Annotated in this window: 8 protein-coding genes; all 8 read left to right on the forward strand. The window is 60.8% G+C overall.

Translation table 11 applies throughout. The features are described 5' to 3' along the window. The first annotated feature begins 8 nt into the window (after positions 1–8). The 8 genes from dppD to bcsD all read left to right on the forward strand — a co-directional run bounded on the left by dppD (position 9) and on the right by bcsD (position 12,837). Entirely contained in the window at positions 9–995 is a 987-nt protein-coding gene (dppD, locus tag KOL70_RS13110) for a dipeptide ABC transporter ATP-binding protein (RefSeq protein ID WP_215480762.1), read from the forward strand. Further along, positions 985–1,995, forward strand: a complete 1,011-nt coding sequence (gene dppF / locus KOL70_RS13115; protein WP_021507018.1) for a dipeptide ABC transporter ATP-binding subunit DppF — start codon at positions 985–987, stop codon at positions 1,993–1,995. The genes dppD and dppF overlap by 11 nt, the downstream gene beginning before the upstream one ends. 474 nt (positions 1,996–2,469) lie before the next feature. Next, positions 2,470–3,102 (forward strand): cellulose biosynthesis protein BcsO, encoded by a 633-nt coding sequence (gene bcsO / locus KOL70_RS13120; protein ID WP_215480763.1) that lies wholly within the window; start codon positions 2,470–2,472, stop codon positions 3,100–3,102. Further along, positions 3,093–3,893: a cellulose biosynthesis protein BcsQ gene (gene bcsQ / locus KOL70_RS13125; protein ID WP_215480764.1), complete on the forward strand. Its 801-nt coding sequence runs from the start codon at positions 3,093–3,095 to the stop codon at positions 3,891–3,893. Before bcsO ends, bcsQ begins: the two co-directional genes overlap by 10 nt. 61 nt (positions 3,894–3,954) lie before the next feature. Then, positions 3,955–6,060 (forward strand): UDP-forming cellulose synthase catalytic subunit, encoded by a 2,106-nt coding sequence (gene bcsA, locus KOL70_RS13130; protein WP_215480765.1) that lies wholly within the window; start codon positions 3,955–3,957, stop codon positions 6,058–6,060. Further along, positions 6,057–8,576 carry a cellulose biosynthesis cyclic di-GMP-binding regulatory protein BcsB gene (gene bcsB / locus KOL70_RS13135; RefSeq protein ID WP_215480766.1) on the forward strand — a complete coding sequence of 840 codons (2,520 nt, stop codon included), beginning with the start codon at positions 6,057–6,059 and terminating at the stop codon, positions 8,574–8,576. The genes bcsA and bcsB overlap by 4 nt, the downstream gene beginning before the upstream one ends. 11 nt (positions 8,577–8,587) lie before the next feature. Continuing rightward, complete coding sequence (locus KOL70_RS13140; protein ID WP_215480767.1) at positions 8,588–12,391, forward strand: cellulose biosynthesis protein BcsC; 3,804 nt, start codon at positions 8,588–8,590, stop codon at positions 12,389–12,391. Then, positions 12,391–12,837: a cellulose biosynthesis protein BcsD gene (gene bcsD / locus KOL70_RS13145; RefSeq protein ID WP_058758083.1), complete on the forward strand. Its 447-nt coding sequence runs from the start codon at positions 12,391–12,393 to the stop codon at positions 12,835–12,837. The genes KOL70_RS13140 and bcsD overlap by 1 nt, the downstream gene beginning before the upstream one ends. Positions 12,838–12,842 lie beyond the last annotated feature (5 nt).

The raw sequence follows: 12,842 nt of genomic DNA on the forward strand, positions 1-12,842 counted from the left end.
GCACCGAGATGGCGTTATTAAATGTAGAAAAACTGTCGGTGCATTTCGGCGACGAAAAGGCACCGTTCCGTGCGGTTGACCGCATCAGCTACCAGGTAGAACAGGGCCAGGTCGTCGGGATTGTCGGCGAGTCCGGCTCCGGTAAATCGGTCAGCTCGCTGGCGATCATGGGGCTGATTGACTATCCCGGCCGCGTGAAAGCAGAGAAGCTGGAGTTCAATCAGCGCGACCTGCAGCGCATCTCCGAAAAAGAGCGCCGCCAGCTGGTGGGCGCAGAAGTGGCGATAATCTTCCAGGACCCGATGACCAGCCTCAACCCGTGTTACACCGTGGGCTACCAGATCATGGAAGCGCTGAAAGTGCATCAGGGCGGCAGCAAGCGCACGCGGCGTCAGCGTGCCATCGACCTGCTGGAGCAGGTGGGCATTCCCGATCCGGCATCGCGGCTCGATGTCTATCCGCATCAGCTGTCCGGCGGTATGAGCCAGCGCGTGATGATCGCCATGGCCATTGCCTGTAAGCCGAAGCTGCTGATTGCCGATGAGCCAACCACGGCGCTCGACGTAACCATTCAGGCGCAAATCATCGAACTGCTGCTGGAGTTACAGAAGCAGGAGAACATGGCGCTGATCCTGATCACGCACGATCTGGCGCTGGTGGCCGAAGCGGCGCAGCACATCATCGTGATGTACGCCGGTCAGGTGGTGGAAAGCGGCAAAGCGGTGGATATCTTTAAAGCGCCGCGTCACCCGTATACGCAGGCGCTGCTGCGTGCGCTGCCGGAGTTTGCCGCCGACAAAGCGCGGCTGGCGTCGCTGCCGGGCGTGGTGCCGGGCAAGTATGACCGCCCTAACGGCTGTCTGCTCAATCCGCGCTGCCCGTACGTGACCGACCGCTGCCGTACTGAAGAACCTGAGCTGCGCGATATTCCGGGCCGCCAGTCCAAATGTCACTTCCCACTGGATGATGCCGGGAGACCGACTTATGAGTCTTGATAACACGAAGCAGGATTACCTGCTGCAGGCGATTGACCTGAAAAAACACTATCCGGTGAAAAAGGGTCTGTTCGGCCAGGAGCGCCTGGTGAAGGCGCTGGACGGCGTCTCCTTTAACCTCGAGCGTGGCAAAACGCTGGCGGTGGTGGGCGAATCCGGCTGCGGTAAATCCACGCTGGGTCGCCTGCTGACAATGATTGAAACGCCGACCGCCGGCGAGTTGTACTGGCACGGGCAGGATCTGCTGAAACACGATCCGCAGGCGCAAAAGCTGCGCCGGCAGAAAATCCAGATTGTGTTCCAGAACCCGTATGGCTCGCTCAATCCGCGTAAGAAAATCAGCCAGATTCTGGAAGAGCCGCTGGTGATCAATACCGCGCTGAGCAAAGCGGAACGGCGGGAAAAAACGCTGGAGATGATGGCCAAAGTGGGCCTGAAAACTGAGCACTACGATCGCTATCCGCACATGTTCTCCGGCGGTCAGCGCCAGCGTATCGCTATTGCACGCGGCCTGATGCTCGATCCCGACGTGCTGATTGCCGATGAGCCGGTCTCGGCGCTCGACGTCTCGGTGCGCGCTCAGGTGCTCAACCTGATGATGGATTTACAGCAGGATCTCGGCCTGTCCTATGTGTTCATCTCGCATGACCTGTCGGTGGTGGAGCACATCGCCGACGAGGTGATGGTGATGTACCTCGGACGCTGTGTGGAAAAGGGCAGCAAAGAGGCGATCTTCAGCAACCCGCGCCATCCGTATACTCAGGCGCTGCTGTCGGCCACGCCACGCCTCAATCCGGACGAACGCCGCGAGCGCATCAAACTGACCGGTGAGCTGCCGAGCCCGCTGAATCCGCCGCCGGGCTGTGCGTTCAACGCACGCTGCCGCCGCCGTTTCGGTACCTGCGTGCAGCTGCAGCCGAAACTGAAGCAGTATGGTGAGCAGCAAATCGCCTGCTTCGCCGTCGACCAGGATGAGAATCAGCCGGTGGCGACGCCGTAATTACGGCCAGCCAGTGCGAAAGGCTCCTGCGGGAGCCTTTGTTATTGGTGGCCTGATACATGAGTAAAATTAACCTGACGTGTCTTAATCGCCTGCGATGGCAGAAATGTATTACGCGACTGAATCTTTAAATCGCTGGTCCTGAACCACAGCGAAAAGGTTAAGGCAAATTCTGAATCCGTGCCGCATTGTGTGAGCGCCGTCACGGCCAGAGATAACTGCACATTTCAATGGTAAGTTGTTTATTATCAGTGCATTACTTTAATTATCTCCCGGCTGCTATTTCCGTTAATCGATTTTTATTAATCCTGCTCAATTAATCAGTGCATGCTTTTTGCATCTGTATATTTTCAATCTTTCAGATAAAACTCTTTTGTCGAATCTGCGGTTTTAATAATCAGAATTCTCTCACCGTGTCTTAACGTGTGTGTTATATTCGCGGAAATTACCCCTCCGCTTTAACAGGCTCTGATCATGAAGAACTACGACGATCTGCAGCGTTTCCAGGAAAAAACGCAAACGCTGGACATTGCTTTTAAGGATATGTCCGGGCAATCGCTGGAAGCCGATCACAGCCAGTGGGCGATCATCCGTCAGCTGGCGACGGATGATGAGCCGAAGCTGGGTAGCGGCCAGCGCGTCGATCTGCCGCAGCCGCAGCCGATTCGCGGCGATGAGTTTGTCGCGCCGCCGCAGGCTCTTAATCCGGCGCCCGTCGCCCGCAGTGAAAAGGCGTCGCTGCTGCAGAGCCTCGCCGCCAGCGCGCCGGCACCCGACACAGAAACACCGCGCAGCGCGCTGTTTCCACCGGCAAGCAGCGCGCCCACTGCCGCATCCGTGTCGTCGCTGGCACCGGCAGCCACGCACGTAGCGCGTCAGGCGGCCACTTCACTGTTCCCACCGCCGCCGGTCAGCGCGCCGGTCGCTGAACATGCGGTCGCCCCTGCTGCCGCAGCACCGGCCACTGCGCCCGCCGTGGCGCAGCCGGAGCCTGCTACGCCCTCGCGCTTTGGCGCACTGTTCCGCTCGCGTGCGGCGGAACCGGTTCATTTATCTAAAGAAACACTGCTCAAACCGTTACTGGAGAAGATCGCGCTATGCCATTAGTTTGTGTGTGCTCGCCAAAAGGGGGAGTAGGAAAAACCACCATGGCGGCCAACCTGGCCTGGAGTCTGGCGCGTGCCGGCAGCAAAGTGCTGGCGATCGATTTTGACGTACAAAATGCGCTGCGCCTGCATTTTGGCGTACCGCTGCACGACAGCCGCGGCTTTGTGGCGCGCTCGGAAGAGCAGGCTGACTGGAGTCAGTCAATCCTTACCACCGGCAGCAACATCTTTGTCATGCCTTACGGTGAAGTGACTGAAGCGCAGCGTGAGCGCTTCGAACACAACCTGGCGCACGATGCCCATTTCTTAAAACGCGGCCTGGATACCGTTCTGAATTATCCGGATCTGGTGATTATTGCGGATTTTCCGCCAGGACCCGGTCCGGCGCTAAAAGCCATGCAGGCGCTGGCCGATATGCATTTAGTGGTGATGCTGGCGGATACCGCCTCGGTGGCGCTGCTGCCGCAAATTGAAAACCATCGCATGATTGGCCAGCCATTAAATAATCAGCACGGTCATTATTTCGTGCTCAACCAAAGTGATAATCGCCGGAATATCAGCCGTGAAGTAACCGCATTTATGCAGCAGCGGCTGGGCGATAATTTACTTGGCGTGGTGCACCGCGATGAAAGCGTGGCTGAGGCCAATGCCTCGCAGCAGTCAATCTATGATTTCAGCCCGGCTTCGGCAGCGGCGTTTGATATTGAACTGGTGGCAAAACGGGTGGCGAATATCCTGAATATCAACGTAGGCAACGGCGAAGTTCAGGCACCGATCCGCAGTCATTATTAACAAGCCCGGCCGCCAGCGGCCTGGTTCAAATAATAACAACACAGCTTCTTCAGGGTGAATCATGAGTAAACTCGGGTTTTACCTGCTGCTGCTGGTGCTTGCACCGGTCGCTGCGGTAATCGTCATCACGCCTATGGACAGCCAGAAACAGTATATTTTTGGTTTGATCAGTATTGGCATGATGTTTTTACTGGGCTTCAGTAAAAGCCGTAAAATAACCATTGTGATGGTTTTTCTTTCCGCGCTGATGTCGACCCGATATATCTGGTGGCGCACCACGGAGACGCTGCAGTTTAATTCCGAAATTGAAGCGATTCTCGGTATCGGCTTATATCTGGCCGAGCTGTACGTGTGGCTGATCTTAATTCTCGGCTTCCTGCAAACCAGCTGGCCATTAAAACGCACCATCGAACCGCTGCCGGATGATACCCGCTTGTGGCCGACGGTCGATGTCTACGTGCCGACCTACAACGAAAGCCTCGACGTGGTGCGGGATACCGTGCTGGCGGCGCAGTGTATCGACTACCCGCGCGATAAGATCAAAGTTTACCTGCTGGATGATGGCAAACGCAGCGAGTTCGCGGTATTTGCCGCCGACGTTGGCGTCGGCTATATCACGCGTGACGATAACCGCCACGCCAAAGCCGGCAACCTCAATCACGCCATGAAAATCACCAAAGGCGAGCTGATTTGCGTGTTTGACTGCGACCACGTGGCGACGCGCACGTTCCTGCAGGCTACCGTCGGTCCGTTCCTGAAAGATCCGAAGCTGGCGCTGCTGCAGACGCCGCACTACTTCTATTCGCCGGACCCGTTCGAACGTAACCTGCGCGCCGCGCGCAGCATCCCGAATGAGGGCTCGCTGTTTTACGGCCCGGTGCAGCAGGGCAACGATAACTGGAACGCCACGTTCTTCTGCGGCTCCTGTGCGGTGATCCGCCGCAGCGCGCTGGAACAGATTGGCGGCTTCGCGGTGGAAACCGTCACCGAGGACGCGCATACCGCGCTGAAAATGCAGCGTCTCGGCTGGGGTTCGGCGTTCCTGGCAATTCCGCTGGCGGCGGGACTGGCGACCGAACGTCTGGGTCTGCACGTGATTCAGCGTACCCGCTGGGCGCGCGGCATGACGCAGATTTTCCGCGTCGACAATCCGCTGCTGGGCCGTGGGCTTAAGTGGCAGCAGCGTCTGTGCTACCTCAACGCTATGCTGCACTTCCAGTTTGGCCTGCCGCGCGTGGCATTCCTCACCGCGCCGCTGGCTTACCTGCTGTTTAACCTGAATATTATCCACTCGTCGGCGTCGCTCATCTTTGCCTACGTACTACCGCATCTGGTGATGTCGCTGTATGTCAACTCGCGCATGAACGGCAAATTCCGCTACACCTTCTGGGGTGAAATCTACGAAACCGTGATGTGCTTCCACCTGGTGATTCCGACGCTGCTGACTCTGCTGTCGCCAAAGCACGGCAAATTCAACGTGACGGATAAAGGCGGCCTGCTGGACCAGGGCTTCTTTGACTTCCACATCGTGCGGCCTCACGTCATCGTTGCCGCGCTGCTGTCGATTGGCATCTTGGCCGGCGTGGTGCGCGCCGTGGCGCATGATTACTTCGGGGTGGACCCGTATGTGATTGCGCTCAACGTCGGCTGGGCGGTGTTCAGCCTGATCATCCTGATGGCGGCGATTGCCGTGGCGCGTGAAACCAAACAGGTGCGTAAAACCATTCGTATCGAGGTGCAGATCCCGGCGGTGATTCACTATGCCAGCGGCATCTCTTCGCGCACGCAAACCAGCGATCTGTCGATGGGCGGCGCGCAGCTGGATGCGCCGGACAACCGGCATGAGCACGATGAAATCGAAGAGATCGATCTGCTGCTGAAATCGGGTGCCATCACCATTCCGGTGAGCAAGATCTCCGGTGATGAGGAGACCATTCGCCTGCGCTTTGGCGCGATGCCGCTGGCGCGCCGCCGTGAACTGGTGCGCGTGGTGCTGGCGCGGGCCGATGCGTGGATCCAGCCGGAATATAAGCAGGACAATCCGCTGGTGTCGCTCGGCACCATCATCCGTACCGTCTTTGAGCTGTTCTGGCTGAGCTGGAAAGATCGCCGTGAGGCGCGCAAGCGTGATGGCCAGGCAACGGCCAAAGAGGACAGCGCAGCATGAAAACATTGACGTACACGCTGCTGGCCAGCGCGCTGACCACCACGCTGCTGCTCGCCCCTGCCTGGGCAGAGACGCCGGCGGTAACCCAGGACAGCGCCGCGCTCTCTGACGTACCGCCGCCGCAGGGGCTGGATGGCAGTGCCGATCCGCAGCTGAAGCAGGCCGCGGGCGACGCGCCGTACACGCCGGGCGATGCAGCGCCGGTGCAGGAAAATACAGCACCCGCACAGCCAGCAGAGTCAGCACAGCCGGCAGAGTCAGCACCGCCAGCAGCATCGGCGGCGCCTGACATCGTCATACCGCAGGTGGCTGCAGAGGCACCGGCTGCCGCTGAGCCTGCTGGCGCGCTGTTAAACCAGCCGGTGAGTAGCACCATTTCGGTGGCGCAGATGGGACAGCCGCGCGGCATCACCCTGACCGGCGGCCAGCTGCAGTCCGGTATTCTGTTTACCCTGCCGGGTGATGAGGTGATCACTAATGCGCGGCTCAACCTGTCGCTGCGCGTCTCTGCCGCGCTGGCGGCGCGCAACACGTCGCTGCAGCTGATGCTCAACGGCCAGCCGCTCGGCACGCTGCCGCTGGGTGCCAGCGACAGCGATGTCAGCGACTATCAGCTGGATATTCCGGCGGCGATGGTGGTTTCCAGTAATAACCTCAGCTTTAAAATCAACGATGCTGACAAGCTGCTGTGCGAAAAAGAGAGCGCGCAGCAGTATCAGGTCACCATTCTGCCGAAAACCACGCTGAGCCTTGAAGGCCAGCAGCTCAACATCGGCACCAGCCTGCGCAACTTCCCGCGTCCGTTTATTGATGTGCAGCGCATGACGCCCGCCAGCGTGACCTTTGGTTTTGCCGCTAACGTTTCGCCGGATAGCGTCAGCGCCGCCGCGCTGGTGGCTTCCTGGCTCGGCATTCAGTCGGATTACCGTGGCATCCGTTTCCCGGTGGTGCGCGGCGATCTGCCCGAGCACAACGGTATCCTGATCGGCCATCCGGGTGACAAAATCGGCAGCGTGACGCTGCCCGCAGCCCGTGGTCCGCTGCTGCAGGTGATCGATAACCCCAACAATCCGGTGTACAAACTGTTGCTGGTGGTCGGTGCGGATGATGCCCAGCTGCGTCAGGCGGCCAACCGCCTGACCACGCAGCCGCTGGCCACCGATGCCAGCAGTCTGAACGTACCGCCGCAGCCGCTTGGCACGCGCAAACCGTACGACGCACCGCGCTGGATCAACACCAGCCGCCCGGTGCGTCTCAGCGAGCTGCTGCGTAAAGATCAGAGCCTGACCACCACCGGTATCTGGCATGATGCGCTGCGGGTTAACTTCCGCGCGGCGCCGGATCTGTTCCTGTGGGACGGCGACGCGATTCCGGTCAATCTGCACTACCGTTTCCCGTCGGAAAGCTGGATCGATGAAAACAATTCGTTCCTCAACGTCACGCTGAACGGTACTTTTCTGCGCAACCTGACGGTGAACAAAGTCGGGCTGCTGGAGAGCGCCTGGCACCGGCTGGGCGGAGATGCACGCCAGGAGCAGTACACGCTGAAGCTGGAGCCATACCTGATTTACGGCGACAACCAGCTGGCGCTCTACTTCAACATCAAGCCAAAGGCGGATGCGCCGTGCGGCGTGCTGCTCAACAACAACATCAAGAGCCGTATCGAAGAGGATTCGTGGATCGATCTAAGCCACACGCGCCACTTCACTATGCTGCCGAACCTGTCGTACTTCGTCGGTGCTTCGTTCCCGTTCTCACGGCTGGCGGATTTTTCGCAAACCACGCTGCTGCTGCCGGAGGCGCCGGGTGATGCCGAGATCGCGACGCTGCTGGACATGGCCGCGCGCGCCGGTAACGCCACCGGCGTGCCGCTGGTGCAGAATCAGGTGTTGTTTGGTCTGCCGAACGGTGGCACCAATCTGACGCGCCTGCAGCACAGCGATGTACTGGCGGTGAGCACCATGCAGCACAGCGCCTTCACGCAGCAGATGCTGGCCGGCACCGCTTACCAGACCAGCGGCAACACGCTGGGCGTCAAAGAGCCGACCACCGTCGATAAGCTGCGCGGCTGGCTGACCGGTGACTGGTCTCGCCAGCAGCTGGATGCCGATCGCTACTTCTCTTCGAATGAAGCGTGGCGCGGCTTTGTCAGCTATCGCTCACCGTGGAGCGCCGATCGTCTGGTGGTGATGACGGTCGCCACCAGCGATCAGCAGCTGCTGCGTCTGCACGATGATTTGAATTCGGCGCGCATCAACGCCGGTATCCGCGGTGATACCGCCATCATCACCGATGAGAACGGCATCCGCAGCTTCCGCGTCGGGCCGCAGTTCCCGAGCGGTGAAATGCCGTGGTACATGATGGTGGTGTGGTATGCCAACCAGCACTCGGTACTGATGGCGCTGGCGGCGCTGCTGCTGTCGGCGCTGATCGGCAGTGCGGCCTGGGTGATGCTGAAGCGCCACGCGTGGCGCCGTCTCCACCCGCAAGACGATAGCCACTCCGGCCGGAAGTAAGGATAAAAATAATGAAAAAACAGCTGATAAGTGCCGGTATTCGTCAGGCGTTCCTGCTGGGCGGCGCGCTGACGTTCTCACAGCCGCTGCTGGCGGCGGAGAGCACCAATCCGGCGTTACAGGCACTGTTCGACCAGGCGGCCTACTGGCATCAGAAAGCGCATGACGATCTGGCGAAAGCCTCGCTGCAAAAAATCCTGATGGTGGAGCCGAACAATACCCAGGCGCTGTATCTGCTGGCGCTCTATTCACAGCAAAGCGGCAGCGCGGCCGATGCGGCACAGTGGCGCGCCCGCCTGAGTGCGGTTTCGCCTAACGATCCGCATCTGACGGAACTGGACAACGCGCGGCAGCTGCAGAGCATTCCGCAGGCGCAGCTGTCGCTGGCGCGTCAGCAGGCGCGCAGCGGTAACATCGCCGCCGCGCTGCAAACCTGGCGCAATACCTTCAGCGGCAACGAGCCGCCACCGAGCGTGGCGGCAGAATATTATCTGACCATGGCCGGCGACCGCACGCTGCTGCCCCAGGCGGTGGAGGCGCTGCGGCAGTTTGCCGCTGATCATCCGCAGGATACCGGCGCTCAGCTGGCGCTGGGCAAAGCGCTGACCTATCAGGAAGCGACACGCCGCCAGGGCATTGATGTGCTGGCCAGCATGGCGGACGGTAATAAAGAGGCCGATCGCTCGCTGCGTCAGGCGCTGCTGTGGCTGGCACCGCAGGCGTCGGACGCCGCGCTGTACCAGACTTGGCAGCAGCGCCATCCGCAAGACAGTGCAGTGGTGGATTACTACCGCAAAAATGTAGGCGGCGCGGAGAAGGGCGCGGGCTTTAGCGCGCTGAACAGCGGCGACGTCAGCGGTGCGCAGAACAACTTTGAAAAAGTGCTGCAGGCCAACCCGCAGGACGCCGATGCGCTGGCCGGTATGGGCTACGTGGCGCAGCGCGCCGGACGCTACGCCGAAGCCGCCGATTATCTGACGCGCGCCGCACAGTTGGGCGGCGATCAGAGCCAGCAGCGTCAGCAGCAGGCGGCCGACGCCCGCTTTTATGCGCAGCTGGCGAATGCCCAGCAGGCGCTGAAAAACGGTGACAGCGCGCAGGCGCTGGCGCTGAGTGAGCCGCTGACGCAGGCTGAGGGCGAAAAAGGCATATCGGCGAAGCTGTTCCGCGCTGATGTGCTGCGCCGCAGCAATCAGCTGCAGCAGGCGGAGCAAACCTACCGGGCCATTCTGCAGAGCGATGCCGATAACCGCAGCGCCAAAGAAGGGCTGTTTTACGTGCTGCGCCAGCAAAACCGCAGCGCCGAAGCCAATACCCTGCTGGCATCATTGCCCGACAGCGTGCGCCAGAGCGTGGCACCGCGCGGTAACAGCAGCGATCCGCTGCGTGCGCAGGCAAAACGCGAGCTGGCGGCAGGCAATCGCAGTGCGGCCATCGCCACGCTGAACAGCGCCATTCAGCGCTATCCCAGCGACGGCTGGCTGCGACTCGATCTGGCGCGCATCTACCGCGCGCAGGGCGATAATTTACTGGCCGCCAACGTCATGCAGCCGACCCTGCGCAGCGGCGCCAGCACCAGCGAGCTGTATGCCGGTGCGCTCAACGCCAGCGAGAGCGGTGCCTGGCAGCAGGCCAGCCAGCTGCTGGCGCGCATTCCCAACGGCAGCAAGAACAGCGAGATGCGCGAACTGGCGCAGCGCGTGAATTTCAATCTGCAAATGGCCACCGCCGATCGCTATCTGGCGCAGGGCTCTGACGCGGCGGCGGCCAATACGCTGCGCGCGCTGGCCGCCACGCCGCCAGCCAATCCGGTCGATGCCGGTAATCTGGCGCAGAAACTGGCCAAAGCCGGCGATCTCACCACGGCGGTGACGGTGGTGCGCGGCAACATGCAGCGCGGCGTGCAGGGCAACGCCGGTGATTACGCCGCGCAGGTGGCGGTGCTGAATCAGGCCGGGCTGACGACCGAAGCACAGAGCTTCCTCAGCAGTCCGGAGCTGCAGGCGCGCAGTACGCCCACGCAGCTGGCCGGTATCCGCAACGGTTATCTCATCAATGAAGTCGATCGCCTGCGCGAGCAGAAGCAGTACGCCGCCGCCTATGACAAGCTGGTGGGCGCGCTGCAGCACGATCCGCAGAACCGCGATCTGATGTTTGCCATGGCGCGTCTGTATCAGTCCGGCAAGATGAACAAAGAAGCGGGCGTGGTGTATGACTATCTGCTGACGCAGGATACGCCCACTCAGGATGCGCGCACCGGTGCTATTGATGTGGCCCTGGCGCAAAATGACGTCGACAAAGCGAACACCTTAACCCGCGGCCTGCGCAATGAGCAGACGCCGGATCGCCTGTTACTGCTGGCACGCGTGGCGGAAGCCAACGGCGAGCACAGCCAGGCGATGAGCTACCTGCGCAGCGCGCGCGGCCAGCTGATTGGTCTGCAGGGCGCACAGAGCGGCAGCGTGCCGACCGTCGGCGGCCTGGCGCTGGCGGACAATCCGTTTATCAACCGCAGCACCTCGCCGGTGTCCGGTTCGCCTTCCAGCTATGGCACGGTAATGCCGTGGCAAACGGCACCGGCCACCAGCAGCAGCGCGCAGGACGTCACGCTGGCGAGCACCACGCCGGCGGTCCGGCAGAGCCAGACGCTGCGCCAGATTGACGAGATGATGGACAATCTGCAGGAGAAAACCGGCACCTGGGTACAGGGACAGATGCAGGTGCGCGGACGCGACGGCGAATCGGGGCTCAGCAAGCTGACCGAAGCCAAAGCGCCGCTGACCTTCTCGACCGTGCCGTTCGGCGAGTCGCGCTTCGACTTTACTATGACGCCGGTGTCGCTCACCGCTGGCAGTGCGGCCGGTGATGCGTGGCGTCGCTTCGGCAGCAACGCGCTGGTGCAGGGCAATGTGGTGGCATCCGGCGCGGCCAAAATAGACGACACGCCGTCTTCGTCGACCGATTCGCAAAAGGCCACCGGCGTGGAACTGGATATGGCGCTGAAGGGCGACAGCTATAAGATCGATCTCGGCAGCACGCCGCTCGGCCAGGATCTCAGTACGCTGGTGGGCGGCGTGCAGTGGTCGCCGAAGCTGACCGATTTCCTGACGCTGATCCTCACCGGTGAACGCCGCGCCATGACCGATAGCCTGCTGTCGTACGTTGGCGTGGAGGACAAGACCAGCGGCAAGCGCTGGGGGCGCGTCACCAAAAACGGCGGCAACGCCATGCTGAGCTTCGATAACGGCGACGCGGGTTTCTACGTCGGCGGCGGCGCTTACAGCTATCTGGGCGAGAACGTGGCGAGCAACAACAGCGTGCAGGCCACGGCGGGCGCTTACGTGCGGCCTTACCACTACGACGACCGCGAGCTGAAGGTCGGCATGAGCCTGTCGTGGATGGATTTCTCCAAAAACCTGAGTTACTTCAGCTACGGTCAGGGCGGCTATTTCAGTCCGCAGAATTATGCCGCGGTATCGTTCCCCATCGACTTCAGCCGCAAGTTTGATGACCTGAAAGTCAACGTTGGCGGTTCGGTCGGCTATCAGTCCTACAGCCAGGACAAGAGCGCGTATTTCCCCAACGATCCGTCGCTGCAGTCCCAGCTGCAAAGCCTCGCCGATCAGGGCTTTGTCAAAAGCGCCTACTACAGCGGTGAGAGCAAAAACGGCATCGGCTATAACCTGCACGCCGGTGCCGATTATAAGATTAATAAAGACGTCACCATCGGCGGCCAGCTCGGCTATGACACCTTTGGCGATTACAACGAAAGCACAGCCAATCTGTACTTCCGTTATCTGTTTGGAGACAACTAATGAGTGAGCAACCGGGCGCACGCATCAGCCATCCGTATCAGCCGGGCTGGTTTGATCTGGTCAGCGTGATGATTGAGAGCATGCTGGACAACGCTGGCGCGGAGGCGGAAGCCTTCCTCAACGGCGTGGGCGAATTGCTGGCAACGCGCTATCCTTTGCCGGAGGCGCGCACCGTGCAGGATCTGGAGCGCGAAATTAATCTTCAGCTGGCGCGCTTTAACTGGGGCTTTGTTCAGCTACAGCCGCAGCAGAACGCGATTATGCTTGAGCACCATGCCCTGCCGCAGGGCGACAGCCAGCTTGATGCAGAACGCTGGCAGCTGGCGCTGAGCGCAGTGCTGGCCGGCGTGTACGCGCAGTGGCTACGTGCACAGGGTGGCAGCGCGGCGGTACCGCTGACGCTGGAAAAAATCGACGGCGGCACGCTGCATTATCGATACCAATAGGAAGC

Origin of the sequence: Pantoea sp. B270 (assembly GCF_018726825.1) — a bacterium.
Taxonomy (GTDB): Bacteria; Pseudomonadota; Gammaproteobacteria; order Enterobacterales; family Enterobacteriaceae; genus Pantoea; species Pantoea dispersa.

Coding starts and splice junctions, on each gene's coding strand:
- dppD (WP_215480762.1), top strand. CDS start 9: ATGGCGTTATTAAATGTAGAAAAACTGTCGGTGCATTTCGGCGACGAA.
- dppF (WP_021507018.1), top strand. CDS start 985: ATGAGTCTTGATAACACGAAGCAGGATTACCTGCTGCAGGCGATTGAC.
- bcsO (WP_215480763.1), top strand. CDS start 2,470: ATGAAGAACTACGACGATCTGCAGCGTTTCCAGGAAAAAACGCAAACG.
- bcsQ (WP_215480764.1), top strand. CDS start 3,093: ATGCCATTAGTTTGTGTGTGCTCGCCAAAAGGGGGAGTAGGAAAAACC.
- bcsA (WP_215480765.1), top strand. CDS start 3,955: ATGAGTAAACTCGGGTTTTACCTGCTGCTGCTGGTGCTTGCACCGGTC.
- bcsB (WP_215480766.1), top strand. CDS start 6,057: ATGAAAACATTGACGTACACGCTGCTGGCCAGCGCGCTGACCACCACG.
- KOL70_RS13140 (WP_215480767.1), top strand. CDS start 8,588: ATGAAAAAACAGCTGATAAGTGCCGGTATTCGTCAGGCGTTCCTGCTG.
- bcsD (WP_058758083.1), top strand. CDS start 12,391: ATGAGTGAGCAACCGGGCGCACGCATCAGCCATCCGTATCAGCCGGGC.